The sequence below is a fragment of the Kribbella pittospori genome (genome assembly GCF_004331465.1).
Classification (GTDB): Bacteria; Actinomycetota; Actinomycetes; order Propionibacteriales; family Kribbellaceae; genus Kribbella; species Kribbella pittospori.
Genome location: NZ_SJKB01000009.1, coordinates 106080 through 132848, shown reverse-complemented (window position 1 = coordinate 132848; position 26769 = coordinate 106080). Strand labels below are relative to the sequence as shown.

Annotated in this window: 26 protein-coding genes; 17 read left to right on the top strand and 9 right to left on the bottom strand. The window is 68.6% G+C overall.

Annotation, left to right across the window (positions count from 1 at the left end; all coding sequences use genetic code 11):
* Window positions 1-4: 4 nt before the first annotated feature.
* The 5 genes from E0H73_RS27435 to E0H73_RS27415 all read left to right on the top strand — a co-directional run bounded on the left by E0H73_RS27435 (window position 5) and on the right by E0H73_RS27415 (window position 6033).
* Window positions 5-2209 (top strand): hypothetical protein, encoded by a 2205-nt coding sequence (locus E0H73_RS27435; RefSeq protein WP_238164294.1) that lies wholly within the window; start codon window positions 5-7, stop codon window positions 2207-2209.
* Window positions 2210-2289: 80 nt separating this feature from the next.
* Window positions 2290-3030: a class I SAM-dependent methyltransferase gene (locus tag E0H73_RS27430; RefSeq protein WP_131361465.1), complete on the top strand. Its 741-nt coding sequence runs from the start codon at window positions 2290-2292 to the stop codon at window positions 3028-3030.
* Between the two features lie 89 nt (window positions 3031-3119).
* Entirely contained in the window at window positions 3120-4103 is a 984-nt protein-coding gene (gene pseB / locus E0H73_RS27425; protein WP_131361464.1) for a UDP-N-acetylglucosamine 4,6-dehydratase (inverting), read from the top strand.
* Entirely contained in the window at window positions 4103-5227 is a 1125-nt protein-coding gene (pseC, locus tag E0H73_RS27420; RefSeq protein ID WP_131361463.1) for a UDP-4-amino-4,6-dideoxy-N-acetyl-beta-L-altrosamine transaminase, read from the top strand. Before pseB ends, pseC begins: the two co-directional genes overlap by 1 nt.
* 74 nt (window positions 5228-5301) lie before the next feature.
* Window positions 5302-6033 (top strand): cytidylyltransferase domain-containing protein, encoded by a 732-nt coding sequence (locus E0H73_RS27415; protein ID WP_131361462.1) that lies wholly within the window; start codon window positions 5302-5304, stop codon window positions 6031-6033.
* Between the two features lie 28 nt (window positions 6034-6061).
* On the opposite strand, the gene E0H73_RS27410 is transcribed toward E0H73_RS27415, so the two are convergent.
* Together E0H73_RS27410 and E0H73_RS27405 are read right to left on the bottom strand one after the other, a co-directional pair.
* Window positions 6062-6814, bottom strand: coding sequence for a GNAT family N-acetyltransferase (locus tag E0H73_RS27410; RefSeq protein WP_131361461.1), 753 nt, complete (start codon window positions 6812-6814; stop codon window positions 6062-6064).
* Between the two features lie 12 nt (window positions 6815-6826).
* Window positions 6827-7822, bottom strand: a complete 996-nt coding sequence (locus tag E0H73_RS27405) for a glycosyltransferase family 2 protein (RefSeq protein ID WP_131361460.1) — start codon at window positions 7820-7822, stop codon at window positions 6827-6829.
* Window positions 7823-7949: 127 nt separating this feature from the next.
* Here E0H73_RS27405 and E0H73_RS27400 point away from each other — a divergent pair, with 127 nt between their 5' ends.
* The 8 genes from E0H73_RS27400 to E0H73_RS27365 all read left to right on the top strand — a co-directional run bounded on the left by E0H73_RS27400 (window position 7950) and on the right by E0H73_RS27365 (window position 18602).
* Window positions 7950-10199, top strand: coding sequence for a hypothetical protein (locus E0H73_RS27400; protein WP_131361459.1), 2250 nt, complete (start codon window positions 7950-7952; stop codon window positions 10197-10199).
* A 51-nt stretch (window positions 10200-10250) separates the two neighbouring features.
* Complete coding sequence (locus tag E0H73_RS27395; protein ID WP_238164293.1) at window positions 10251-11669, top strand: hypothetical protein; 1419 nt, start codon at window positions 10251-10253, stop codon at window positions 11667-11669.
* Window positions 11669-12481: a hypothetical protein gene (locus E0H73_RS27390; protein ID WP_131361458.1), complete on the top strand. Its 813-nt coding sequence runs from the start codon at window positions 11669-11671 to the stop codon at window positions 12479-12481. The genes E0H73_RS27395 and E0H73_RS27390 overlap by 1 nt, the downstream gene beginning before the upstream one ends.
* Before the next feature lie 102 nt (window positions 12482-12583).
* On the top strand, window positions 12584-13426 hold the full coding sequence (locus tag E0H73_RS27385) for a class I SAM-dependent methyltransferase (protein WP_131361457.1): 843 nt from the start codon (window positions 12584-12586) through the stop codon (window positions 13424-13426).
* A gap of 105 nt (window positions 13427-13531) precedes the next feature.
* Window positions 13532-13873 carry a DUF485 domain-containing protein gene (locus E0H73_RS27380; RefSeq protein WP_131361456.1) on the top strand — a complete coding sequence of 114 codons (342 nt, stop codon included), beginning with the start codon at window positions 13532-13534 and terminating at the stop codon, window positions 13871-13873.
* On the top strand, window positions 13870-15522 hold the full coding sequence (locus E0H73_RS27375; protein ID WP_238164292.1) for a solute symporter family protein: 1653 nt from the start codon (window positions 13870-13872) through the stop codon (window positions 15520-15522). Before E0H73_RS27380 ends, E0H73_RS27375 begins: the two co-directional genes overlap by 4 nt.
* Before the next feature lie 150 nt (window positions 15523-15672).
* Window positions 15673-17916 carry a hypothetical protein gene (locus E0H73_RS27370; protein ID WP_131361455.1) on the top strand — a complete coding sequence of 748 codons (2244 nt, stop codon included), beginning with the start codon at window positions 15673-15675 and terminating at the stop codon, window positions 17914-17916.
* A 62-nt stretch (window positions 17917-17978) separates the two neighbouring features.
* A complete protein-coding gene (locus tag E0H73_RS27365) occupies window positions 17979-18602 on the top strand; it encodes a class I SAM-dependent methyltransferase (RefSeq protein ID WP_131361454.1) in 624 nt (207 codons plus the stop codon).
* A 1-nt stretch (window position 18603) separates the two neighbouring features.
* Here E0H73_RS27365 and E0H73_RS27360 read toward each other — a convergent pair whose 3' ends face one another.
* The 3 genes from E0H73_RS27360 to E0H73_RS27350 all read right to left on the bottom strand — a co-directional run bounded on the left by E0H73_RS27360 (window position 18604) and on the right by E0H73_RS27350 (window position 20291).
* Window positions 18604-19020: a MarR family winged helix-turn-helix transcriptional regulator gene (locus E0H73_RS27360; protein WP_131361453.1), complete on the bottom strand. Its 417-nt coding sequence runs from the start codon at window positions 19018-19020 to the stop codon at window positions 18604-18606.
* A 62-nt stretch (window positions 19021-19082) separates the two neighbouring features.
* Window positions 19083-19523 (bottom strand): hypothetical protein, encoded by a 441-nt coding sequence (locus E0H73_RS27355; protein ID WP_131361452.1) that lies wholly within the window; start codon window positions 19521-19523, stop codon window positions 19083-19085.
* A gap of 30 nt (window positions 19524-19553) precedes the next feature.
* Window positions 19554-20291 carry a class I SAM-dependent methyltransferase gene (locus E0H73_RS27350; RefSeq protein WP_131361451.1) on the bottom strand — a complete coding sequence of 246 codons (738 nt, stop codon included), beginning with the start codon at window positions 20289-20291 and terminating at the stop codon, window positions 19554-19556.
* Window positions 20292-20387: 96 nt separating this feature from the next.
* On the opposite strand from E0H73_RS27350, the gene E0H73_RS27345 reads away from it, so the two are divergent.
* Window positions 20388-21299 (top strand): LysR family transcriptional regulator, encoded by a 912-nt coding sequence (locus E0H73_RS27345; RefSeq protein WP_131361450.1) that lies wholly within the window; start codon window positions 20388-20390, stop codon window positions 21297-21299.
* A gap of 86 nt (window positions 21300-21385) precedes the next feature.
* Here E0H73_RS27345 and acs read toward each other — a convergent pair whose 3' ends face one another.
* The 3 genes from acs to E0H73_RS27330 all read right to left on the bottom strand — a co-directional run bounded on the left by acs (window position 21386) and on the right by E0H73_RS27330 (window position 24261).
* Window positions 21386-23320, bottom strand: a complete 1935-nt coding sequence (gene acs, locus E0H73_RS27340) for an acetate--CoA ligase (protein WP_131361714.1) — start codon at window positions 23318-23320, stop codon at window positions 21386-21388.
* Window positions 23321-23563: 243 nt separating this feature from the next.
* Window positions 23564-24001, bottom strand: coding sequence for a MarR family winged helix-turn-helix transcriptional regulator (locus tag E0H73_RS27335; RefSeq protein WP_131361449.1), 438 nt, complete (start codon window positions 23999-24001; stop codon window positions 23564-23566).
* A gap of 26 nt (window positions 24002-24027) precedes the next feature.
* Window positions 24028-24261, bottom strand: coding sequence for a winged helix-turn-helix transcriptional regulator (locus E0H73_RS27330; protein WP_131361448.1), 234 nt, complete (start codon window positions 24259-24261; stop codon window positions 24028-24030).
* A 188-nt stretch (window positions 24262-24449) separates the two neighbouring features.
* Here E0H73_RS27330 and E0H73_RS47380 point away from each other — a divergent pair, with 188 nt between their 5' ends.
* From E0H73_RS47380 to E0H73_RS27315, 3 genes are read left to right on the top strand one after another with little or no spacing between them, the layout of a single operon-like run.
* Window positions 24450-24719, top strand: a complete 270-nt coding sequence (locus E0H73_RS47380; RefSeq protein WP_238164290.1) for an NAD(P)-dependent oxidoreductase — start codon at window positions 24450-24452, stop codon at window positions 24717-24719.
* A gap of 45 nt (window positions 24720-24764) precedes the next feature.
* Complete coding sequence (locus E0H73_RS27320) at window positions 24765-25439, top strand: sugar isomerase domain-containing protein (protein WP_131361447.1); 675 nt, start codon at window positions 24765-24767, stop codon at window positions 25437-25439.
* A gap of 6 nt (window positions 25440-25445) precedes the next feature.
* Complete coding sequence (locus E0H73_RS27315; RefSeq protein WP_131361446.1) at window positions 25446-26021, top strand: P-loop nucleotide/nucleoside kinase family protein; 576 nt, start codon at window positions 25446-25448, stop codon at window positions 26019-26021.
* Here E0H73_RS27315 and E0H73_RS27310 read toward each other — a convergent pair.
* Complete coding sequence (locus E0H73_RS27310; protein ID WP_131361445.1) at window positions 26006-26764, bottom strand: GntR family transcriptional regulator; 759 nt, start codon at window positions 26762-26764, stop codon at window positions 26006-26008. The genes E0H73_RS27315 and E0H73_RS27310 overlap by 16 nt on opposite strands.
* Window positions 26765-26769 lie beyond the last annotated feature (5 nt).

Genomic DNA, 26769 nt, shown 5'->3' with positions numbered 1-26769 from the left:
ACGGATGGTTCCTTGGTTGCTTCCGGTGGTGGCCGGCATCGGCGGGCTGCTTGTGATCGACGTGCGCTTGGCGGCCGTGCTCGCCTACTTGGTCTATTTCGGCTGCTGCGTCGTCCTGCCCGGCGTACTGCTGCTGCGGGCCGCGTGGCGAAGCAGCGGCAACTGGGCCGAGGACGTCGGCTTGGGTGCAGCGGTCGGAATGGCCCACCAATTGCTGGGCTGGGCGATCTTCACGGCTCTGGGGCAGCAAACCTGGCTGGTCGTCTGGCCGATGCTCGTCCTGGCCGTCTTCGCGGTACTGCCTCGGCTGCGGCAGTGCTGGCGGATCGCGACGCCGGCTCCGCTGCCGGTGGCATGGTCCTGGGGTCTGGCGAGCTGCGCGACCTTGCTGGTCGCCTTCGTCACCTTCACTTCACTGTCCGACCACAAGCCGCCGCCGGACGGAACGTCCTATTACCAGGACCTGCTGTTCCACCTGTCGATGGTGAACGAGCTGATGCGGTCGGTGCCGCCGCAATTGCCGCAGGTGGCCGGTGAACCGCTGCAGTACCACTGGTTCGCCAACGCCGACATGGCCGGCGCGGCGGACATCACTCGACTCTCGCCCGCCTTGGTGTACTTCCGGCTCTGGCTGCTGCCGCAGGCGGTTGTCGTGCTGCTCGTGTGCGCGTCCCTGGCCCGGCAGGTCAGCAAGGTGTGGTGGACCGGAGTGCTGGCTGCACTGATCGTCGTGCCTACCGGATCCGCGAGTCTGCTCAGCCCTTCCACGACCTTCAGCCTCGTCACCGGAACCGCGGCGGCGATCTTCCTCGTCGACGCCCTGTTCCGTCGCAGCGGCGGCCGAGGCGCCTGGGTGCTCGCTGCGGCGTTGGCGGTCATCGCCGGTGGATCGAAACCGTCGACCTTGCCCCTCCTGATCGGCGGCGTCGGACTGGCCGCGCTGTTCGTCCTGATCCGGGACCGGAAGCTGCTGTGGCGTTCGACCGGCGCGGGCCTGATCCTGATGCTCGCCATGCTCGGCACCTTGCGCTTCATCGCCGGCAGCACCAGTGGATCAGGGTTCCAGTTCCTGGCCATCGCCAGGTTCCGGGCGGACTACCGCGGGATCACCGACGACCAGTCCTTGCCGGGCACCGGCGGCCTGCTGCTGCCGTCGCTGACCTCTGGCGACTCGACGGCGATCGCCGGAGTTGCGGTCATGCTCGGACTGATCCTGGTGTCGTACGCCGGGCTGCTCACCGGTTTCGCCCTGCTTCTGGTTCGGTCGACCAGGCGCGATCCGGTCGCCTGGCTGCTGGCCGGAGCCCTCACGGGTGCCTGGGCCGGCATGCTGCTGGTCAGTCACCCCTCGGGGGGCCAGCAGTACTTTCTCCGCAGCGTCGTGCCGTTCGCAGCCGCCGCTGCGGCTTGGCTGGTGGCGGTCGCCTTCGAAGGCCGCAGCCGCCGCACCCTCGTACTGGTCAGTGTGTCCGCACTGGTGCTCGGCGTTGTGTTCTACGAGGTCACGCAACCGGCAGCCCTCCGGCAGGGAGCTTCCAGAGCGGCTCAGGTCGATGCACTCGTACGGCCACTGCTGGTTACCGCCGTGCTGACGGCGCTGCTGGCCGCCGGCTGGTTGCTGATGAGGCGCCGCCGGCCGGGACACCGTGGACTCGGCCTCGCCGTGCTCGTCCTCGTGGTGACAGCGCTGTCCGTCGTACGCCTGGCCAGGGACTCGTACGTCGCCGTCCGGACGGACGGTACCTACCGTGCGGCGAGCAGCCTGGTGCATCCGGACGAGCAGGCGGCCGCGCTGTGGCTCGAGGCGCACTCGGCGCCGTCGGACGTGGTGGTCACCGGCAGTTGGTGCCTGTCAGCCGGTCCTCGGGAGCCTGGTTGCGATGCGCGGGGGTATCTCGTCAGCGGGATGGCGGGGCGCCGAACCGTGATGGAGGGCTGGGCCTACACCCAGCAGGCTTTGGCCACCAACGGTGCCGACGGCAGGATGTACAGGGTCCAGCCGTCGCCGTGGCCGGATCGCGTCCAGCTCTCCCTTCAGGTCCTGACGGCGCCGACCGCAGAGGTGCTGAAGCAGGCCCAACGGCAGTACGGCGCACGCTGGATCTACGCTGACCGGCGGGAGGGACCGGTGTCCACGAAGTTGGATGAGCTGGCGGTGCTGCGCTACCAGGACGGCGAGGTCAAGATCTACGAGCTCGGTACTCGCTGACCGCCGTGCGGCGGGCCGAAACGTTCACGTGATTGCTCAAAGCGCTGGCGTTGGCCCTCGTCAGACCCCAAGCTTTGGCTATGGAGGCAGCGGAGGTCCGCAAGCTCGCCGCACTCGAGGACCAGCACTGGTGGTACCGCGAGCGACGCAGAGTGCTCGCCCGGTCGCTCGACGCGCTCGTGAGGACCGGCGAGAAGCCGGGCCGGGCGCTCGACATCGGCGCAGCCGGCGGCGGGAACACCAGGGTGCTGCGTGGCCGGGGATGGGACGCCACGGCGCTGGAGTACGGCGAGGAGGGAGCGGGAGTCGCGCACGGGCGCGGTCTCCCGGTGATCCGTGGAGACGCGGTCGCGCTGCCCATGGCCGACGAGGCGATGGACCTCGTCGTCGCGTACGACGTGCTGGAGCACATCGAGGACGACAAGTCCGCGGTCCGCGAGATCGCCCGGGTCCTTCGGCCCGGTGGCACCGCCTTGGTCGCCGTACCGTGCGACATGGAACTGTGGAGCGAGCACGACACCGCCGTCGGGCATTTCCGCCGGTACGACCGGGAGGGTCTGCTGAGCTTGCTCTCATCGGCCGGCCTGCGGATCGAGGAGGTCAGGTCGTGGAACGTTCTGCTCCGGCCGGTGGCGGCCTGGCGGCGGAAGAGGAGCACGGGCAGTGACCTGGAGGACCTGTCCCCGCTCGTCAACCTCGGACTCAGCGCGGTCATTGCCGCTGAACGGTATTTGCCTGTCGGCAAGCTTCCCGGCGTCTCGGTGCTGGTCCGCGCCCGGCGGCAGGATCCGGCCGGGGTCATCGCCCAGACCGGGTACTGATTGAGGCTCCTGCTGGTTGGGCAGCTATCGTACGGACTTGCGCTCCGTGCGCCCCGACCCGAACTGGCCTGAAGAAGGGTCCCAACGACGTGTCTATCCTGACCGGCTCCGACATCCTCGTCACTGGAGGTACCGGCTCCTTCGGTAAGGCGTTCATCCGCTACGCATTGGACAATCTCGACCCGCGCCGGATCATCGTGTTCAGCCGGGACGAGCTGAAGCAGTGGGAGGTCCGTCACCTTTTCGGCGACGATCCCCGGCTGCGGTTCTTCATCGGCGACATCCGCGACAAGGACCGGCTGGACCGGGCCATGCACAAGGTCGACTACGTCGTGCACGCGGCCGCGCTGAAGCAGGTCGACACCGCGGAGTACAACCCGTGGGAGTACGTGAAGACGAATGTGATCGGCTCACAGAACGTGATCGAGTCCAGCATCGACACCGGGGTGAAGAAGGTTGTCGCGCTGTCCACCGACAAGGCGTCCAGCCCGATCAACCTGTACGGCGCGACCAAGCTGACCGCCGACAAGCTGTTCATCACCGGCAACCACTACGCCGCGGCGTACGACACCCGCTTCAGCGTGGTCCGGTACGGCAACGTCATCGGCAGCCGGGGCTCGATCATCCCGAAGTTCAAGGCGCTGCACGCCGAGGGCAAGTCGCTGCCTATCACCGACCTGCGCTGCACCCGGTTCCTGATCACGCTGCCGCAGGCCGTCCGGTTCGTGGTCGACTCCTTCGAGCTGATGCAGGGCGGCGAGCTGTACGTGCCGCGGATCCCGTCGATGAAGATCACCGACCTGGCCCAGGCGATCGCGCCCGGCGCCGCGCTGCACGACGTGGGCCTGCGGCCCGGCGAGAAGCTGCACGAGGAGATGATCAGCCCGGAGGAAGGCCGCCGCGCGCTCGCGATCGGCGAGCGTTATGTCCTGCAGCCGGACCTGGCAACCTGGGGTTACAGCCCGCCGGCCCACGGCATCCCGGTCGCCGAGGGCTTCCACTACACCTCGGACAACAACGACGAGTGGTACTCGATCGAGGAGATCACCAAGATCCTCGAGAGCGACGTCTGATGCTCCCCTACGGCCGCCAGTCCATCTCGGACGAGGACGTCGAGGCCGTCGTCGCGGTCCTGCGCGGTGACTGGCTGACCACCGGCCCGACCGTCACTGCGTTCGAGAACGCGGTCTCGGAGCTCGCCGGCGGACACCGCGCGGTCAGCTGCACGTCCGGCACGGCGGCGCTGCACATGGCGTACGCCGGACTCGGGATCGGCCCCGGCGACGAGGTCGTGACCACGCCGATGACCTTCGTCGCGACCGCGTCCTGCGCCGCGATCATGGGCGCCAAGGTCGTCTTCGCCGATGTCGAGGCGGATACCGCGCTGCTCGACCCCGCGGCCGTCGAAGCGGTCGTCACCGACCGCACCAAGGTGATCGCGGCCGTCGACTACGCGGGCCATGCGGCCGACTACGACGCGCTGCAGGCGATCGCGGACGGGGTCGGCGCGAAGACGCTGGGCGACGCCGCGCACTCGGTCGGCGGGTTCTACAAGGGCCGCCCGGTCGGCGATCTGGCCGACGTCACCACGATGTCGTTCTTCCCGACGAAGAACCTGACCACCGGTGAGGGTGGCGCGGTCGTCGCCAAGGACCCGGCCGTCGCTCAGCGGGTGCACGAGTTCCACTTCATCGGCCTGGTCCGCGACCCGGCCCGGTTCCAGATCACCGACGAGGGCCCGTGGCATCAGGAGGTGCACGAGTTCGGGGTGAACTACCGACTCACCGACATCGCCTGCGCGCTCGGTCTGTCCCAGTTGAAGCGGCTGGCCGACTTCACGAAGCGGCGCCGCGAGATCACCGCGCGCTACAACGAGGCGCTCGAGCTTGTCGACGGTGTCCGGATCCCGGCTCAGCGCGACTACGTCGACCCGGCCTGGCATCTGTATCCGGTCCGGATCGTCGGCGGCCGCCGCCGCGAGATCTTCGAGGGACTGCGGGCCGCCGGCATCGGCGTCCAGGTCAACTACATCCCGGTGTACTGGCACCCGGTGTTCGCCAACGCCGGCTACGAACGCGGCATGTGCCCGAATGCGGAACAGTACTACCGCGAGGAGATCTCACTGCCGATGTATCCGGACCTGACCGATGCCGACGTCGATCGGGTGATCGAGACCCTGACGAACCTGGTGTCCTGAGTCGTGACATTGTTGCGCCTGTCAGCCGCGTACAGTCGCGAGCAGGCGAAGATCCTGGACACGAAAGTGGCTTCATGACGATCGGCATCATCACCCAGGCCCGGGCGACCAGCACCCGGCTACCCGCGAAGGTCCTGCTCACCGCGGGCGGCAAGAGCTACCTGCACCACCACCTGGAGCGGCTCGCCCAGACCGGCCTGCCGGTGATCGTGGCGACCACGACCAACCCCGCCGACGAACCCATCGTCGAGCTGTCGACCGAGCTCGGCTTCCCGGTGTACCGCGGCAGCGAGCTCGACGTGCTGTCCCGGTTCGCGGGCGCGATCCGCGAGCACGACCTGACCGGCGTCGTCCGGGTCACCTCCGACTGCCCGCTGATCGACCCCGCGGTCATTGCCGAGGGAGTCGAACGGTACCGCGCCGAGAACGCCGGCAACGTGTACGTGTCGAACTGCCTGACCCGGACCTACCCGCGCGGCATGGACTACGAGGTCTTCTCTGCTGCCCGGCTCCTGCAGGCCGACGAGGTCGCGACGCTGCCGGTCGACCGCGAGCACGTGACCACCTACCTGCACCAGAACCGGGCCGGCGACATGCGACTGGTCAACGTTGCCTGGGACGGTGGCGACGGGTCGAGGTACCGGCTGACCCTGGACACCGAGGACGACCGGAAGTTGCTCAGCACCCTGATCGAGGAGTTCGCCGCGGCGAAGCTGAACTGCGCCGAACTGGTCGCGCTGATGGACTCGCACCCGGAGCTGGCGGCGCTGAACGCGCATATCGAACAGAAGAAGCTCGGCGAGTGACAGCGGAGCCCTGCATCACGCAACGGCCCTACGTAGCGGCGACGAGATGGATCGTGACCAGGTTGTGCACCGGCTCGAAGCCGTAGCGAGCCCAGATTCGCTGGATGCCCGTCTGGTGGGCCTGTGCAGAGACCACCAGACGCCTGGTCGTGCAGGCATCCTCGATCGCGGCGAGCAGGTGGCCGTACCGGCCCCGGCCCTGCTCAGCCGGTAGAACGCCGGCCAGCTCGATCTCGGTCCAGGACCTCTGCCGGTCGATCGAGGCCACCGCCAGCACCCGTCGGTCGGGACCACGCAGCACCACCGCGCCGGTGTGTGCGATCCGCCGCCGCCCCCACTCCTGCCGTCCAGCCAGCGCGCGGGAGCGATCGAACACCGGGGTGGCGCAGTAGTGGTTCCCGGAGTCGCCGAAGATGTCCGCGACCAGGTCGTCCACCAGTTCGTCGTCGACCGACTCCTCCACCCGGGTGGTGAACCCGGCCAGGGGCGCAGGCCGCCGCCCCTTGCCGACCGCGAGAGACCAGTAGACGACGGTGCCGGCCAGTAGCGCCTGGCGCGGACCGCTCGCCAGCGCGGAGAACCAGGTCGTCTCCCGTGCCGGGTAGCGCAACACGATGACCTCGGCCGTCGACCTCTCCACCGCTGCCAGCACCTCGGCCAGCGACGTACCTGCCGAGGCGGACACCGACATCCGGTCGATCGAGACGCCGAACCGCTTCGCCGCCTCCACGGACGGCCGCACGGTCAGTTCACCGGCCTCGAGCGCGTCGTACCAACTCATCAGGCACGGAGCTTAGGGCATGTCCTTGTCCGGCGCGTCGGCTGTCTCGGAAAAGGTGTGGTGGCCCGAGTCGTCGAGGCTGTCGTAGCCGACGAGGAACTGGGGCCGGCGCTGACTCGACTGGAACAATCGCGCGACGTACTCACCCAGTAGACCAAGACACAGCAACTGGATCGCACCGATCAGGCCGACAGCCAGGACGGTCGACGTCCAGCCAGGTACGCTCCGCCCGGCCAGCTTGACGACCAGCGCACCGATCACCACTGCACACGACAGCAACCCACCGAGCAACCCGAGCCAGGTCGCCAGCCGCAACGGCGCCGCCGAGAACGCGGTCACGCTGTCGAAGGCCAGCCGGAGCATCTTGGTGAAGCTGTATTTCGTCGTCCCGGCACCCCGCTCCGCGCGGACGTACTTGACCTCCGTGCTCGGGAAGCCCAGCCACGGAATCACCAGCCGGAACACCCGGCCGTCCTCCGGCAGCGCGTTCACCGCCTCGACCACGCGCCGTGACACCAACCGGAAATCACCGGCGTCGAACGGGATCTCCTCGCCCACGAGCCGGCACATCAACCGGTAGTACATCCGAGCGGTCGTCCGCTTCACCCAGGTGTCGCTCGACCGGTCCGACCGGACGCCGTACACCACATCCACATCCTGCTCCCGCACCGCCGCGAGGAATTCTGCGATCACCTCCGGCGGGTCCTGCAAATCCGCATCGATCGTCACCAGGAACTCACCCCGCGCCCGCCGGAACCCGGCCGACAGCGCCGCCTGATGACCGCTGTTGCGCAGCAGCCGTACGATGCGCAGCTGCGGCCAGTCCCTCGCGGCCTCCAACAACAGCGTCGCGGTCCGGTCGCGGCTGCCGTCGTCCACCACGATCAGTTCGTAAGAGATCCCGAGACCGTCCAGCAACGGATGCATCCGCTCGAGAAACAGCGGCAGCACTTCCTCCTCGTCGTACATCGGCACGACGACGGAAAGTACGGACTGTTCGGTTCGCATAGAGGACCTCCGGTTCCGGAGACTACTCGGAAGAGCGCCACCCCGCGGGCACAGGGCGCTCGCGTCCACCACCCGCGGTGACACTGCGCATTCGTGACGCGACAGGGTTCACATTAGGCTTGCCGCCATGCGGGCGAGGGCGAGGCGACGGGGGCCGCGGACGGCGGGTCCTTCCCTGTCCGGCCTGCTGGCGGGTCTCGCCGTCCTGATCCTGGCGATCGCGCTGCTGCTCCAGGATTCGACTGTCGGTGAGGTCGGCCGGTTCGTGCTGTTCATCTGCTTCGGGATCGCGCTGCCCGGGTTCGCGCTGTGGCGCCTGATCGGGAGCTACGGGCGGAACCTGGTCGAGGATCTCGCCGCCGGCTTCGCGGTCGGGACAGCGGCACAGATCATCGTTTATCTGGCCTGTGCCTCGATCGGGCTGCAGGCCTGGTCGTGGGTCTGGGCGCCCGTGGTGCTGGTGATCGTCCTCGCGGATCGTGACGTACGGGCGAGGGTCTGGCGCCCGGTCGACGTACCACTCAGGCCTCTGCAGGCCTGGTTGCTCGCGGCGACGACGGCCATCGTCGTCCTGGTGGTCTACCGGCGTGGGCCGGGACAGTTCACCCCGGCGTACACGGATCCGCTGCGCTCGTACCCGGACCTCGCCTTCCAGCAGGCTCTGGCCGCCAGCGCGAAGTACGACGTACCGATCTCGACACCGTGGCTCGGTGGCGAGCCGATGAAGTACCACTCGTTCTTCCACCAGGCGACCGCGGCGACGGCCTGGGCGACCCGGATCGACCTCACGGACCTGATCCACTCGCTCACCTGGCTGCCGTTGTTCCTGGCCGGATGCGGGCTCGTCTTCGCGCTGACCACCCGGTTCGCGCCGAACGCGGAGTCGGCGGCCACCTGGACCGGGCCGCTCGCCGTACTGATCGCGGGACTCGGCGGCGCCGTCCAGCCGCTGGCCGATCACGGGCTGGGCGGGATCTCGACGGCGGTGACGGCGTACTTGAGCCCGACGCAGAACCTGGGCGTCGCGATCGCGCTGACGCTCTGCCTGCTGGTGGTGGACCTGCTCCGTGCGGACCGGCCGCGCAGCCGCTGGGTGTTGCTGATCCTGCTTGCCCTGGTCGCGGCCGGCGCGAAGTCGACGATCCTGCCGTTGCTGGGCTGCGGGTTCGCGTTCGCCTTCCTGCACCTGGCGGTGACGCGTCGCAGCACGCGTACGGCGTTGCTCGGCGGCCTGCTGTCCTTCGCGATCTTCCTTGCGGCGCTGGTGGTCATCTTCGGCGGCAGCACGTGGGGCACCGAGGTGAAGCCGTTCCGGACGTTCGTCCAACTGGCGCCGTACTCGATGCTCGCGACAGCAGGTGTGCCGCACGCACGCCTCCTGTCGGCGGCAACGACCTTGCTGAGCTGGGGTCTCGCGGCGTCGGGGATGGCGTTCCTCCGCCGACCGCGTCGTTCCGGCAGACAGGGGCGCGATCCGGCGGCCGTCTTCCTGGTCGGGTTCTGCGTCGGCGGACTGGTGGCGTCGGTGCTGACCACCCAATCGGGGCTCAGTCAGATGTACTTCCTGCTGACCGCTTTCCCGGTGGTCGCCGTACTGGCGTGTGTGGGCCTCGCGAACCTGGTCGGGCGGCTCGGCGACCGGCGTGCGGTGGTGTTGGTCGGCATGGCCGGGCTGCTTGGTCTCGCGGCCTGTGCGTTGGCGCGGACGGCGTCGGCTGACCTGGCCGGAGTCACCGGCCCCTGGCTGTGGACAGGCGCTGGGCTCGTGGCCGTCGCGGTCGTGGTCGCCGGTGCCTGGAAGCTGCTGCGGCGGCCCGGCAGCGTCCTGGTCGCTTTCCTGTCTGCCGGGGTGGCGGCGAGCATGGTCGGAGCCGCGCTCGTCCCGCTCCAGGCCTTCGTGTCGGACACGGCATCGACGCTGGTCTTCGCGCAGCCCCGGCAGGGTGGGGCGACCGCAGCGGAGGCGGGCGCGGCGCGGTGGCTCCGGCGGAACAGCAATCCCGGCGAGCTGATCGCGACGAACGCGCACTGCATCATCAGACGCGACGGGTTCTGCGACAGCAGGCACTTCTGGCTCGCCGCGCTGTCCGAACGGCCGGTCCTGATCGAGGGCTGGTCGTACTCCAACCAGGCGAACCGGATCGCGGTCAGCACCGGCAGCAGCCCGAGCCTGATCCCGTACTGGAATCCCGCCGAGCTGGCGGCGAACGACGCTGCCTTCACCAACCCCTCGCCCGGGGCGATCGAGCGCTTACGCAAGGCCGGCGTTCGCTGGATGTACGCCGATCGCCGCGCCGGCAAAGTCTCCCCGGCGCTGCGCGAGTACGTCAGTCTCCGGCACGCCACCCTGGACGTCACGGTCTACGAGATCAAGTGACGCCGGGGTGATCGCCACTGTGACGAGGCCGGTTCGCTAGTGTCATGCGATATGACCCGATCGATTCTGGTCGGCGGCGAGATGCTCGGCTGGTCGGATCTGCACCCGGTCGACGCCCTGTCGGCGGCCGGTGGAGCCGCCGCCGGAGCACTCCTCGCCGCCGCACTCCGGCCCGGCGACTCCGTGCTGGTCGCCGGACCGCACAAACTCAGCCTGATCACCGACATCGCCTCCGGCGTCGCCTCGGTCGATGTACTGGTCCGCTCCGCGCCGGACGCCGAGGAGATCGCCGGACTGCTCGATGGCACCAAGGGCCAGGTCATCTGCGGCTCGCTCGACCGCCTCACGTCCGACGACGTGTACGACGTCGTCGTCGCGCTGGACGGGTTGGATCGGCTGGTCGGCCCGGACACGGCGAATCTGACGTGGTCCGGCGCCCTGGCCCGGCTACAGACGCGGCTCGCTCCCTCGGGACGGCTGCTGCTAGGCGCGGCGAACCCCTTCGGCGTCGAGCGATTCCTCCAGCCCCCGATCTCCGCCGCACTCCCGCGTAACGAGGACTGGGCCCGCGATCTCGATGACACCGCACCCACCGGCCGCACATCATTGGTCAGCACACTGGAGGCAGCCGGTCTCGACATCAGCCGGACCTATGCGGTGTTCCCGTCGCTGGTCGAGGCCGATGTCGCTCTGGCCTCAGTCGACCACCTCGGCGCCGTGACCGCCGCCAGGGCCATTGCCAAGCGCAACTCCGGTCCGACGCTGATGGATCCCTACCGGCTTGTCGTCGACGCGGCCGCCGCAGGCCTCGCCGTCGAGCTGGCACCGGCTTGGTACGTCGTCAGCGGCGATCTCCCCGACGTACTCCCGGCAACTGCAGTCCCAGCCGGCGCGGGCGTGCTGCTGGAAGAGCACCTGCTTGCCGCCCTGAAGGTCGACGACCAGGCGGTAGTGCGGCGGACGATCACCGAGTACGTGAACTGGCTGGTCGCGCAGGATCACCCGACGGCCGCGATCGCCGCTCCGGACAACGTGATCCTCGACGGGACCTCCTACCGGCTCTTCGGTGACGGCGATCCGGTGGACGCACACGGCGAGGCACTGGTCGTCGCGCACCTGGCCCGCTTCGCCCGGCGCTCACTGGAAGGTGGCTCACGGCAACCATGGCCGGCCGGCGGTGACGTCCGCGAGCTGACGGCGCGGCTCGGGTCAATGGCCGGAATCACTGTGACAGGAGAGCTTTTGCCTGCGCCCGAGCTGGTGCGGCCGCTCGGCAGTGCCGAACAGCTGGCCACGGTCGCGCGGCTCGCGGAGGAACTGGCGGAGGCGAACGCGCGGGCGATCCTGTTCGAGGGACTGCTGAGCGGGATCCGCCGGTCGCGGCCGTATCGGGTCGGGCACGCTGTCCTCAACCCGGCCCGGGTGATCGTCCGGCGGGCGAGGCGCATGCTGCGGAAGGTCGTGCGCTGATGCACCATGCCAACCACTTCTACGGGCACGCGGACATCATGGCGTCGTACGCGGGACTCGGGAAACCGCCGCGGATCTGGGGGTATCTCCAGCACGGCTGGAACATCCTGGACGGGTTCGCCCACGGCACCGCGTTCGCGCCGGGGATGCCGAAGTACGTCTGGTCCGACAGCGTCCGGCGGCGCGGCTGGTCGATGGGTTTGCGTAACTACTCGGTGATCGGCTCGGTCTGGCTGTACCTGCTGAAGGTGCACCCCGAGCTGGCCACGCCGGCGAAGGGCGCCGAGGGCACCATCTTCTACCCGTTCCACGGCTGGGAAGGCCAGCACGTGCTCGGCGACCACGGCCGTATCGTTGCCTCGATCAAGGAGCACGAAACCGGGCCGGTGACGGTCTGCCTGTACTGGAACGAGTACGAGAAACCCGCGATCCGCAACGTCTACGAGGAGGCCGGGTTCCGCGTCATCACCCACGGCTACCGCGGTCTGCACTGGCGGCGGACCGACGCGAAGTTCCTGGTCAACCAACTGGGCGAGCTCCGCAAACATCAGCGCGTCGCCTCCAACCGGCTCAGTTCCGCCGTTCTGTACGGCGCCTCGCTCGGTCTGCAGCCCGGGGTCTACGGTGACCCGATGGTGCTGGAGAACGAACACCCCTCGTTCGGCGGCCAGGCCAGGATCAAGCGGCTGTGGCCGGAGCTGGACCAACCGTTCGTCCCGCCTGCGATCGCCCGTGAGTTCACCGACACCGAACTGGGAGTCGACCACGTTGCCTGTCCGGCCGAGATCCGGGAGTTGTTCCGGTGGAACTGAAGATCGGCATCGTCACCACGTGGGGCGCCCAGCGCACATCAAACTGAAGAAGCTCGGCGAGTGACAACGCGCCAGCGCGCCGCTACGGCATGATTTGCGGTGATGACCACCGAGGATCCAGTACCGGAGCCGGCAACCGGCCGGGACACGCCGGAGACCGGCTCGAACGCGGGCCGCGCCCGGTCCTTCGGCGCCGTGGCGGCCGCGTACGACGCCGGCCGGCCGACGTTTCCCGCCGAGGCGCTGACCTGGATCCTCGGGCCGGGGCGCGGGCTGCAGGTCCTCGACCTCGGCGCCGGTACCGGCAAGCTGGCCGCGGTCGCGGCCGCGCTCGGGCACGATGTGATCGCGGTCGACCCGTCGCGGGAGATGCTCGAGGTCTGCCGCCGCCGGCCCGGCCTGGACACGATGATGGGTGCGGCCGAGTCGATCCCGCTCGCCCATGCCTCGGTCGACGCGGTCATCGTCGGACAGGCGTTTCATTGGTTCGACCACGCCCGGGCTCTGCCCGAGATCGCCCGCGTGCTGCGGCCGAACGGCGTACTCGGACTGCTCTGGAACCACGCCGACACGGTGGTCCCCTGGGTACGGCGGATGGTCCACACGATGCGGGGTGACGGCATCGGCGGCGACCGGTTCGACCCGGTGCCGGTCCTGCTGCAGTCGGGCCTGTTCGCGCTGGTCGAGGACACCCGGTTCCGGCACTGGCAGGACCTGGATCGCAACGGACTGCGTCAGTTGGCCCAGTCGCACTCGCGGATCGCTGTCCTGACCGAGTCCCGCCGCGACGCCGTACTGGAGCAGGTGGACGCCATCTACGACAACACCGCGCGACCGCCGGAGCCGCTTCGGATGCCGTATTTCACCGACTGCTACCGGGCTCGGCCCAGCGACCTGGCGAACTACCGTCGTACTCTCGACGCCCCCGTTGCGCCCCATCTCTAGCCTTCACCGAAACGTTTTGGTTGCGGTGGGTCACAAATCCGCGACATGGGGCTAACGTGCACGTGTTCGTGTTCAGCGCTGGGCCCATTGGAGACAGGGAAACTCATGGACGAGGAAATGGTGCGCGAGCGGGATGCCCGCGCCTATGAGGCCGTACACGAGGCGGAAGACTTCACCAAGCTGAAAACGCGCTACAAGAACTTCGTGGTGCCGTGGACCATCGCATTCATGGCCTGGTACCTGGCGTACGTCGCCTGCAACAACTGGGCCCGTGACTTCATGAGTCACCAGGTGGTGGGCCACATCAATGTGGCCCTGATCTTCGGTCTGCTGCAGTTCGTGTCGACCTTCTTCATCGCGGCGCTGTACGGACGGTTCGCGAACCGCAAGCTCGACCCGCTGGCCAGTGGCCTCAACGCCAAGTACAAGAGGGAGCGTCGCCGGTGAACGTCCTCAGCATCCCGATCCTGATCCCGCTGGCCGACGCCGAGCCGGGCAACCGGGCCCTGACCATCTCGCTGTTCTCCGCGGTCGTCGCCGTGACGCTGTACATCACCTGGTGGGCGTCCCGGCAGAACAAGACCGCGGCCGACTACTACGCCGGCGGCCGCTCGTTCAGCGGTGCGCAGAACGGACTGGCCGTCTCCGGCGACTACATGTCCGCGGCGTCGTTCCTCGGTATCTCCGGGTCGATCGCGCTCTTCGGGTACGACGGCTTCCTCTACTCGATCGGCTTCCTGGTCGCCTGGCTGGTGGCGCTGCTGCTGATCGCCGAGCTGCTGCGGAACTCCGGCCGGTTCACGATGGCCGATCAGCTCGCGTTCCGGATGAAGCAGAAGCCGGTCCGGACCGCGGCCGCGACCTCGACGATCGTGGTCTCGATCTTCTACCTGCTGGCGCAGATGGTCGGCGCCGGATCGTTGGTCGGGCTGCTGCTCGGCGTGAAGAGCGAGGGCCTGAAGGCTGCGGTGATCGTCCTGGTCGGCGCTCTGATGATCGTCTACGTGACGATCGGCGGCATGAAGGGCACCACCTGGGTGCAGATCGTCAAGGCCGTACTGCTGATGGCCGGCACGGTGATCATCACCTTCCTGGTGCTGGTCAAGTTCCACTTCAACCTCTCCGACCTGCTGGGCGCGGCCGCGGACAATTCCGGCAAGGGCGAGGCGTTCCTGCAGCCCGGGCTGCTCTACGGCAAGGACCTGACGGGGCAGATCGACTTCCTGTCCCTCGGCCTGGCACTGGTCCTCGGTACGGCGGGTCTGCCGCACATCCTGATCCGCTTCTACACCGTGCCGGATTCGCAGACCGCGCGCCGTTCGGTGCAGTGGGCAATCGGTCTGATCGGCGCGTTCTACCTGATGACGCTGGCGCTCGGGTTCGGTGCGGCGGCGCTGCTCGACACGGGCAAGGGTTCCGCGGTCGCGGAGTCGAAGGGCAACGTGGCGTCGCCACTGCTGGCCGAATCCGTCGGCGGTGGTGCCGACTCGATCGGCGGCTCGATCCTGCTCGCGCTGATCGCGGCGGTCGCGTTCGCCACGATTCTTGCGGTGGTGGCCGGCCTCACCCTGACCTCAGCATCGTCGTTCGCGCACGATCTCTACGCGAACGTGATCGCCAAGACCAAGCCGGACGAGAAGACCGAGTTGCGGGTGGCGCGGTTCGCCGCGATCGGGATCGGCGCGGTCTCGATCGCGCTGGCGATCCCGGCGCAGAAGCTGAACATCGCGTTCCTGGTCGCACTGGCGTTCGCGGTCGCCGCGTCGGCGAACCTGCCGGCGCTGCTGTTCAACCTGTTCTGGAAGCGGTTCAACACCGCTGGCGCAGCCTGGAGCATCTACGGCGGCCTGATCTCCGCGGTCGTCCTGGTGTTCTTCTCGCCGGTCGTGTCCGGTACGCCGACGTCGATGATCACCGACGCCGACTTCTCCTGGTTCCCGCTCTCGAACCCGGGCATCGTGTCGATCCCGCTGGGCTTCCTGTTCGGCGTCCTCGGCACGTACCTCGGCAAGGACAGGTCCAGCGAGGCCCGCTACAACGAACTCTCCGTCCGCTCCCTCACCGGCGCGGGCGCGGAGGGTCCGGCCAAGCACTAGTCGCCCCCACAACAGCCGTCAGCAACGGTTAGGCTCCATCACTATGTGCGGCCTAATTCCTGTCACCGAGGGACCGTCTTGATGACCGACGGGTCCGGCAGGTCTACCGGGCCACGGTTTCTGGGTGCACTCGTCTGGCTACTCCCCGCGGTGACGGTGTATTGGGTACTTGCAGGCACAGGGGTGACGGACGGCGACATCCTCCGCTACTCGGCCTACTTCTCAGGCTGCGTGGTGCTTCCGGGAGTGTTGCTGCTGCGAGCTTTCGCGCCGGGCCGGCGGACTTGGCCAGAGGACGTGGGCCTCGGCATCGTCGTGGGGCTCTGCTACGAGTTGCCGGGGTGGGCGTTGTTCACGGCCGCTGGGCTGCAGCAGTGGTTGGTGCTGTGGCCCGCGGCGGTGCTGGTCGTCTTCGCCGCGGTACCGCGGTTACGCCGCTGCTGGCGGGCGCAGGACGCGCCGCGGCTGCCGCTCGCCTGGGGCGCCACGCTGTCGCTCCTCATGTCGGCGACGTTGCTGCTGAACTACGGCACCACGGTCAGCGCCACCCCGGTCCCCGAGAACGGCGGCAACTACTACCAGGACCTGCTCTGGCACCTTGGCATCGTGCACGAGCTGGGCCGCTCCGTCCCGCCGCAGATTCCGCAGGTGGCGGGCGAGACGATGCAGTACCACTGGTTCGCCGACGCACACCTGGCGTCGGCCGCAGCGATCGCCGGAATCGACCCCCGCCTCGTGCTGTTCAGGCTGTGGTTCGCCCCGATCATCATCGGGCTCGTCCTCGCGGTCGCTGCACTCGCGCGCCAGGTCAGCGGCGCCTGGTGGACCGCCCCGCTCGCGGTCGCGCTGACGACGGTCGTCCAGCGGGTCGCCATCTGGACGTACGCCGGCGGCGTCGCGTCCTCACCACTCGTCTTCCTGAGCCCGTCGCAGTCCTTCGGGACGACCGTCAGCGTCGGAGCCGCCGCGCTGCTGATCGGCGTCTTGTACCGCGGTGCCCCGCGACGGTCCTGGGTGATCGTGCTGCTGGTCGTCTGCGTATCAGCCGGCTCCAAGCCCACCGCCGTGCCGCTGCTGCTCGGCGGGACCGGCCTGGCGGCGCTGTTCCTACTGGTGCGGAACAGGCGTATCCCTTGGCCGACCGTCGGCTTCGGCGTCGTACTGGTCGGTGTGATGGTGGCGTCGATGCTGACTGTGGCGGGCAGCACGGCAGGTACTCCGCTGCGCCTGTTCGGGGTCTTGCGGGCCTTCCCGGGATACACCGCCCTGACTGGTGACAGAACCGTTCCGGCGCCGGGTGGATGGATCATCGAAGGGCTCCGTGACCCCGACCAGAAGACGCTGACCTGGGCGAGCGCGATCCTTGTGTCCGCCGTGGTGAGCAGGGCGGTGGTGATCGTGTCGTTCCTGGGTCTGGTACAGCGCCGGACCCGTACCGATCCGGTGCAGTGGTGGCTGGTCGGCACGCTCATCGCCTCGCTGCTCGGATTCGTGGTCGTCGACCATCCGGGTTTTGGTGAGTTCTACTTCCTCGGCGGCGCGCTTCCCTTCGCCGCCGTGGCCGCGGGATACGTGGTCCACAGCGCGGTCACCGGACGCCCCCGCGTCGCCCGCCGGGTGATCATCGCAGGTGGCCTGCTGACCGGTGCGGCGCTCGCTCTGGCTATCCGGGCGTTCGGCAACATCGAAGCCCCGCCTGTCTCCCCCGCGGACATCACGCGGGCGGTCACCGTGCCGATGGTGTGGCTCGCGGCAGCACTCGTTGTCGGGCTCCTCGGCTGGCTCGTCCTTCGCACCGTCCGTCCGCAGGTCCGCGGCCTCGGCCTGGGCCTGGTGATGTGCGTCGCGCTCGGTCTCGCCCTGCCCAGCCGGCCGTGGCCGGAGTGGCGCAACGCGGCGGACGCGCTCACCGGGGAGCTCCGGCAGATCCCGATCCCGGCGGTACCCTCGTTCACCACGGATGAGATCCAAGCCGCGCTGTGGCTGGAGCGCAACGCGGGACGGGACGACGTGGTCGTGACGAACACCGCCTGCCTGTCGCGACCACGACCTCGACCGGCCTGTGACGCGCGTGGCTACCTGGTCAGCGGTGTCGGCGGTCACCGAACGCTGATGGAGGGCTGGGCCTATACGCAGCAGTCGCTGGCCAACCAAGGCGAGGGAAACGTCGGCTACAACCTGCTGCCGTCGCCCTGGCCCGACCGGGTGGAACTGACGACGAAGGCACTCACGGCGCCAACGCCTGACCTGCTGGAGACCCTGCGCCGTGATCACGGCGTCCGTTGGGTCTTCGCGGACAAGCGAGCCGGCAAGGTCGCCGAGCGCACCCTCGATCGGCTCGCCGACCGGAGGTTTACCCGAGGGCAAGTCATCGTCTACGAACTGAGGGACTGAACGAGTTCGTTGCTTTACCTGTCGAGATCCTGAAGCATGATCAATCCCCGGAGGAGATACCCATGGACGGTCTGAAAGGCCTTCTCAGGCATGTGCGCGCCTACGTCCTGCTGCAGCGGATCGTCGGCGCAGACCGCTTGCGCTATCGCTGCATCGAGGAGATCCAGCCGGGTGACACCGTCCTGGACATCGGCTGCGGTCCCGCGTACTACTTCCCGCGTCTGCCCCAGCCGCTGAACTACCACGGGTTCGACACAGATGCGCCGTACATCGACTGGGCCGAGGAGCGCTTCGGCGGTGAGAACGCCAGCTTCCATTGCGGCAACTTCGACGAAGCCGCGGCCCGATCGCTGCCGCCGATCGATGTGGTGCTGCTGCTCGGGCTGTTGCACCACCTGTCGGACGAGCAGTGCACCCAACTGCTCAACCTGGCCGCGAGCGTGCTGGGTCCCGGCGGCCGGGTGATCAGCGTCGACACCTGCTTCGAGCCGACCCAGGGCCGGATCTCGCGGTGGATGTCGGCGAACGACCGCGGCGAATACGTCCGGGAGCCGGCGGCGTTCGAGAAGCTCGCCCTGCAGTCCTTCGGCCAGGTCGAGGGCAACGTCATCAATGACGCCACCCATGTTCCCTCGAGCTACTGGATGATGAGGATGACCGAGCCGAACCGGCTGCGGGCCGAATAAGTCAGAGGTCGTCGGCGATCCGGGCGAGGACGACGCCGGCGCGCAGGACGAGTTCGCTGTCGGCGTCGTCGAGGCGGCGGAGGAGATTGCCGAGTTCCTCCGCGGCCTGCCGGCCGGAGGCCTCGACCGTCTCCGCGCCCACCTCGGTGAGCACGACAGCGGTCGCACGGCCGTCGACCGGGTCCGGCTCGCGGCGGACCAGGCCCGCTTCCTCGAGGCCGGCGACGGTGGTGGTCGCCGTGGGCTGGGAGCAGGGGACGCGGGCGGCGATCTCGCCGATCCGGATCGGTTGCTCGTCGGCGATCAGCATCAGCGCGAGGAACTGGGTCGGGTGCAGGGCCGTAGTGGTACGACTCCGGCGCAGATGCCGGACGATGCGGTGCATGGCCACCAGGAGCTGCAGAGTCTCTTGTGCCATCGTGATCACCTCCTCCGAGCGGATGCGTCATCATGGCACACGTCCGAACCGATCTCCACGGATCACAGGTGACCGGCGGCCACCCCGAGCGCGAACGCGGCACCGGTCAGACCGAGCATCGTGCCTGCCAGTACGACGAGTTGCCGCCGCAGCACGACCTGCTCGGCCTCGGTCGAGAACACCCGTCGCGGCCAGTGCCGCCAGGAGACGTACCAGAAGATCCCGCTCGCACCGAGCAGCAGAACCGCTTTCACCGCATGGATCCCCCAGTGCCCCGGCTCCAGCACCAGCAGCACCGCTCCGGTCAGTGCGATCGTCGCGATCAACCCGACCACCTTCCATCGATTGCCCGAGGCAATCACCGTGGTCAGTGCCTCCCGCCCTTCGTCGTCCGGGCCGAAGTACCTCTTCACCTTCGGCCGCACCAAGAACAGCGAGTAGGCCATCCCCCCGACCCAAGCCGCCGCCAACCCCGCATGCACGATCGCCACGACGACGGTCATGCCGCACAGCCTAGGCCCACCCGGGGTCGTCTATCGGATGGCCACCGTGACGGCGTTGTTGCCGTAGCGCCAGACGACGTCCGCAGTCTCGAACCCTGCGGCGTGGAGCTCGTCGAGGTGCCAACTCGCGGGCCGCATCAAGTCGCCCGACCAATGGGTGAAGAGGTGCTGTCTTTCTGCCCACAGGGACCGGTACTGCGGAAGAGCGTAGGCGCGGTGGTACCAGTCGTCACAGCTCTGCGCGCCCGCCGCGAACGCTGTGTCGAGGTGCTGCTGGTGGAGGGCGTCGGCGGCGGCTCGCAGCCGTTCATCGTCGATCAGAACGTGATCGGCGTTGAGGAACACCCCACCCGGGCGGATCAGTCCGGCGACCGCGCGGCACACCCGAGCGAACGCCGGCGGGCTCAGCCAGTGCAGGGCGGTCGCGGTCAGTACGGCGTCGAAGTCGCCGTCGAGCCCGGTCGTCCAGTCGGGGTGGTCCAGGTTCCGGCTCAGCACATTCACCCGCTCGTCGCCGGCGAACGCGCCCGTGGCCAGGCGCAGCAGCAACGGGTCCAGGTCCACTGCGACGACTCGTGCGGCGGGGAAGCGGTCCAGCACCCTCCGGGTGATCGAGCCGGGCCCGCAGGCGAGGTCGAGGACCCGTTTCGGCGCACCTGTCAGGTGCTCCACGTAGTCGAGCATCACGGCGAAGCGCTGCTCCCTGTCGATCTTGTGCACCGCCTGCTGATCCTCCCACGTGCGGCGCAGGTCATCGTCGGTCGTCATGCCACCGACAGTGCCGCCGGAGCGCCGGAGCTGTCCAAGACATAGGCTGCATGACGTTATCCGGAATGGTTATCACCGCAGGTCAGGAGCACCACGGTGGACGTCGACCTCAGATTGCTTCGGTACTTCGTCGTACTCGCCGAAGAACTGCACTTCACCCGCGCGGCGCAACGCTTGTACGTCTCGCAGCCGGCGCTCAGCAGCCAGATACGCCGCCTCGAACGTCGCCTCGACCTTGTCCTGTTCGACCGCTCATCCGGTGGTGTTCAACTCACCCCCGCCGGCGTTGCCTTCGTTCCCCACGCCCGCGACGCGTTGTCCGCGGCGTCCCTCGGGGTCGCCGCAGCCGTTGCCGCCGCGACGCCGGCGGAGGGTGACACGCTGCGCATCCAGGTCCAGGCCTCCGGCTTGGCCACGCCCCGCATGGTGATCGGCGCATTGCGGGCCGGGTTGCCGACGGTGGCACTCGAGGTGACCAGCCACGGCAGCACAGCGCATGCCGAACGGCTACGGTCCGGCGATCTCGACCTCGCACTGTGCGGCGCCCGCGCGCCTGGCGGGCCAGACATCGCGGAACAGCCTGTCCGTGCCGAGCCGGTCGGCGTCGCACTCCCCGCGACCCACCGACTTGCCGACAGCGCAGCGGTCGACCTCGGCGACCTCGCCGCCGAGCTGCATTATCTGCCCCGCGACGGATTCGCACCCGACTGGAACGACTACGTACTGGCCGCCTGCACGACCGCCGGATTCACACCACGCCGTCATCCATCCAGCACCGACGGCACCGACACCGCCCTCGAACTCGTCCGGGCCGGCGAGTGCGTCGCGCTCAGCCTCGTGTCCACATCCCCGCCACCCGGCTGCGTCATCCGGCCACTCGCCAAACACCCAGCCCCCTACCGATGGGTCCTCCGATGGCTCGTGCGGAAGCCGATACACCCGCACATCACACAAGCCCGCCAGGCGATCAGCAACCTGAGCACAGCCCACAGCTGGCTGGAGGGCTAGCGATCGGGGGCAAGTTACTTGCTGTTAGCAATCACAAAGCATCAGCCCGTACGACGTCGCGTCGTACGGGCTGAGCCGATAGGAGGTCAGTCTTCGTCGGATTTGCCGGATTCCAGGTTGGTCTTGATGAGGTCCATGACGGTGGAGTCGGCGAGGGTGGTGACGTCGCCTACCTCGCGGTTTTCGGCAACGTCGCGGAGGAGGCGGCGCATGATCTTGCCGGAGCGGGTCTTGGGGAGTTCGGCGACGACCATGATCTGGCGGGGCTTGGCGATCGGGCCGATTTCCTTGGCGACGTGGTTGCGGAGTTCCTGGACGACGTCCGGTCCACCGTCGCCGGCCTCCGAGCGAAGGATCACGAAGGCGGCGATCGCCTGGCCGGTGGTCGGGTCGGAGGCGCCGACGACCGCGGCTTCGGCGACCTTCGGGTGGGAGACCAGGGCGGACTCGATCTCGGTGGTGGACAGGCGGTGGCCGGAGACGTTCATGACGTCGTCGACGCGGCCGAGGAGCCAGATGTCGCCGTCCTCGTCCTTCTTGGCGCCGTCACCGGCGAAGTAGACGCCGGGGAAGCGGGACCAGTAGGTCTCCTTGAAACGCTCGTCGTCGCCCCACAGGGTGCGCAGCATGGCCGGCCAGGGCTTGTTGATGATCAGGTAGCCGCCGGAGCCGTCGGGGACCGACTTGCCCGCGTCGTCGACGACGTCGACGCTCACGCCCGGGATCGCCTTCATCGCGGCGCCGGGCTTGCCCGCGGTCACGCCCGGCAGCGGCGAGATCATGTGCATGCCGGTCTCGGTCTGCCACCAGGTGTCGACGACCGGAGCCTTGCTGCCGCCGATGTTCTCGCGGTACCAGATGTAGGCCTCCGGGTTGATCGGCTCACCGACCGACCCGATCACCCGCAGCGTGGACAGGTCGAACTTCGCCGGGATGTCCGCGCCCCACTTCATGAACGTGCGGATCGCGGTCGGGGCACAGTACAGGATCGAGACCTTGTACTTCTGGACGATCTCCCACCAGCGGCCCTGGTGCGGGGTGTCCGGGGTGCCTTCGTACAGGACGGACGTGGTCGCGTTCGCGAGGGCGCCGTACACGATGTAGCTGTGGCCGGTGACCCAGCCGATGTCGGCCGCGGTCCAGTACACGTCGGTGTCCGGCTTGAGGTCGAAGACGCCCCACTGCGTGTACGACGTACCGACCAGGTAGCCGCCGGTCGTGTGCAGGATGCCCTTCGGCTTGCCCGTGCTGCCGGAGGTGTACATCACGTAGAGCGGGTGCTCCGCGTCGAAAGCCTCAGGTGTGTGGTCCGCGGACTGCTTGCCGACGAAGTCCTCCCACCACAGGTCGCGGTTCTCGACCATGGCGGTGTCCTGGCCGGTCCGCTTCACCACGAGCACGTTGCGTACGTCGGGGCAGTCCACCAGCGCGGCGTCCACCGCGGGCTTCAGCGCCGCCGGTGCGCCCCGGCGGTAGCCGCCGTCGGAGGTGATCACGACGCGCGCGTCGCAGTCCAGGATCCGGTCCTTCAGCGCCTCGGCGGAGAAGCCGCCGAAGATCACCGTGTGCGGGGCACCGATCCGGGCGCAGGCCAGCATCGCGACCACGGTCTCGGGGATCATCGGCATGTAGATGGCGACGATGTCGCCGGGCTGGACGTTCAGCTCGAGCAGCGCGTTGGCGGCCTTGCTGACCTCGTCCTTGAGCTGGGCGTAGGTGATCTCCCGGGTGTCGCCGGGCTCACCCTCGAAGTAGTACGCGACCTTGTCGCCGAGACCGTTCTCGACGTGCCGGTCGACACAGTTGTACGCCGCGTTCAGCTTGCCGTCGGCGTACCACTTCGCGAACGGCGCGTTGCTCCAGTCCAGCGTCTCGGTCGGCTCGGTGGCCCAGGTCAGGCGCTTGGCCTGCTCGGCCCAGAACCCCTCGAAGTCGGCGGCGGCGCGGTCGTAGGCATCGGCCTTGACGTTCGCGTTGGCGGCCAGGTCCGCGGGCGGCTCGAACCTGCGCTCCTCGTGCATCAGGTTCGACAGTGCCTCGGACTGGGGTGACTCTGCATTCGTCACGACGACGACTCCTCCTCGCTGGCTTCGGCGCGCTGGAGCGCCCGGTTACCTTTCTACCAACCGCACACCCCGGCGCGGAACCGGTGTATCGCCAAGCAGTCCCCGATCTGCGCCGAACAGGACCAATTCCGGGCCGGACGGCAGCGGATTCCCGGCCGGGCGGTCGGGCAAGGGCGGTGCGTCACTGGCAGCGGTGGGTCACTGGTGGTGGGACAGGACGCGGGCGAGCAGGGTGGTCAGGCGTTTGCGGTCCGTCGGGGACAGCGCGGCGAAGATCTCGTCCTGGGCCTTCGCGACCAGCGTGGTCAGCCGCTTGTGCTGGCGGCGGCCCGAGGCGGTGATGGTGATGATGTTGCGGCGACCGTCGGCGGGGTCCGGGGTGCGCTCGACGTACCCGTCGTCGACCAGTTCGTTGAGGGCGGCAACCACGTCGCTGCGGTCGATCCCGGTGTGCCGGCCGAGCGTCGCCTGACTGGCCGGGCCGAACTCGACCAGCGTCGCGAGCAGGCGGAAGTGGTACCCGCGCGCCCCGGCCGTCGCGAAGGTCTCCGTCACGATCCGCTGCGCGTGCGCCGCGCTCTGGGTCAGCAACCAACTGGGCGTCTGCAACAACACGCTCGGCGTCTGTTCGTCCACAGCCCGGAGTCTAACGTTGGCCGGTCCTACGACTCCCGGGCGTCCAGTAGCTCGTCCCAGTGCTCCGCGGTCCACTCACACACGGCCTGGATCGGCCCGAGCAGATTCCTGCCGAGATCCGTGAGCTCGTACGTCACCCGTCGGACCGGCTCGTCGTACTCCGTCCGCCGGACGAAGCCGTCGCGCTCCAGCGTCCGCAGCGACTGGGTCAGGACCTTCGGACGATCAGAGGAGGTTGCGGTGAGCAAGATTCTTGTCATCGGGGCTCGTGGCCGGGCCGGGCGTGCCGCGGTGGACGAGGCTCGGCGGCGCGGGCACGAAGTGACGGCGGTCGCGCGGACGGCGGACGGTGGTCTGGTGGGCAGCGACGTGACGGACGCGGGAGCGGCTCGCCGAACTCGCGGTCGGGCTCGCGTCGATCCTGCCCACCGCCGACGGGACCCTGCTGATGGACACCCCCGGCTACCCGCGGGAGTATCGGGCCTTCTTCCTCGCACATCAGGCGGCGGTCGACACCTTCGCGGGATCCGCGCTCGACTGGGTGTCCGTCGCGCCGGCCGGCGACTTCGCCCACGAGGACCCGAGGCGCGCCGGGAGCTACCGCGTCGCGCCGGCCGATGCCGCCGCACGGATCTCGTACGCCGACCTCGCGATCGCGCTGGTGGACGAGGTGGACCAACCGGCGCACCATCGGCAGGTGATCGGTGTGATGGTCTAGTCGGAGTGCTCGTCGGGGTGTTGACGACCCGGTAGGTTCGGCGGCATGGCCGGGGCTGAGGAGTACATGGAGAAGGCGTTGGATGTCGCGCGGCGGGCGGCGGAGACGCAGGTCGGGGCGATTCGGGTCGCGGCCGGTCTGGTGGTCGAGGCGATGCTCGCGGGGCGGGTGTTCTGGGTGTTCGGGACCGGGCACAGCCACCTGATCGCCGAGGAGGTGTACGGGCGGGCCGGCGGGCTGGCCGATGTTCGGGCGGTGCTCGAGCCGGGGCTGATGCTGCACGAGGGGTTGCAGAAGAGTTCGCTGCTCGAGCGGCTTCCCGGGCTGGCCGACGTGCTGCTGGAGATCAACGAGATCGCCGCGGGTGATGTCGTACTGATCGCGTCGAACTCGGGGCGGAACGCCGTACCGGTGGAGTTCGCGCTCGGAGTGCGGAAGCGTGGTGCGCTGGTGATCGCGCTCACGTCGATGGCCCACAGTACGTCGACGACGTCGCGAGCGCCGGGCGGTCAACGGCTGTTCGAGACCGCGGACGTGGTGATCGACAACGGCGGCATCCCCGGGGACGCGCTGATCGAAATACCAGGCAGCCCGGAACGGACCGGCGCCACCTCGACGATGGTCGGCGCGATGCTCGCGCAGGCGCTGACCGTGGAAATCGTCACCAAGCTCACCGCCGCCGGCCAGACCCCGAACATCCTCCGCAGTCAGAACGTCTAGCAGACCATGAGCGACGCCAGGCGGTTTCTCCTGCAGATGTCGGGCGTTCCCGGGTCCGGCAAATCCACGATCGCGCGACACGTCGGGGCCCGGTACGGCGCGATCGTCGTGGATCTCGATGTCATCAGGAGCGCCGTACTGGATGGCGGCGTGCCGGGCGAAGCGAGCGGCAGGGCCGCCTACCCAGTCATGTACGCGTTGACTCGAAGCTTCATGGATCAGGGGTTCAGCGTGGTGATCGACAGCCCGTGCCAGTACGACGAAATCGTCGCGACTGGTCGGGAGATCGCCGACGAGCGAGGTATCGCCTACAAGTACGTGGAATCCTGTACGGACGATCTCGCGGTGATCGACCATCGGCTGAGAGCGCGAACGCCGATCCGAAGTCAGCGTCGCGGCGTCAGCGTGCCGCCGGTCGATCTGGGCGAGGCCGACGCGACCGGCGAGCAGGCGTTTCGAGGGTGGCTGCAGGCGACGAAGCGGCCGGCGCAGGGATATCTACAGGTGGACGCGACGAAGCCGATGGACGTGATCCTCAAAGAGGTCGAGACCTACCTCGAGCTCGATCAGGTGGCGCGGTAGGCCACCGTGATGTCGTAGCGGTCCGAGCGGTAGACCGAGCGGCCGAATTCGATCACCTGGTCGTTCGCGGTCCGCGGGGCCGAGGTGATGATCAGGCACGGCGTGGTCGAGTCGATCTCGAGCAACTGGGCGTCGATCGGGTCCGGTGGGGCCGCGACGATCGACGCGGACACCATCCCGAGCGCGACACCCCAGCGGGACGACAGCTCGCCGTACAGCGACTTCTCGGCGAAGTCGACCTCGTCGAGGCCAGGCCACCGCCGCAACGACAGGGCCGTGCGCTCGACGGCCATCGGCTCGCCGTCCGCGGTCCGCAGCCGGACCAGGTGCAGCACCGGAGTGCCGACCGGCTCCTCCAGCTCGCGGGCCAGATCCTCGTCGGCCGCGCCGACGCGATGCTCGAGCACCTTGGCGCCAGGCGTGATGCCGCGGTCGATCATGTCCTGGCTGAACGACGACGCGAGGATCCGCGTCGGCCGCGGCTCGGCAACGAAGGTGCCGCCGCCGGGACGACGGGCGGCCAGACCTTCGGCCACCACCCGGTCGACTTCCTGGCGCACCGTCATCCGGGCCACGCCGAACCGCTCCGCCAGCACGCGCTCGGACGGCAGTACCGTACCGACGGCGAGCGAGCGGGTGAGTTTCTCCAGAATCTCGCGAATCTGGTCACCCTTCGGGCGATCGGTCCGAAGCTCCGTGGGGAGTTCGGCGAGATCGCCGGGGTTGTTCCGTGGGCGGGCCATGAGCT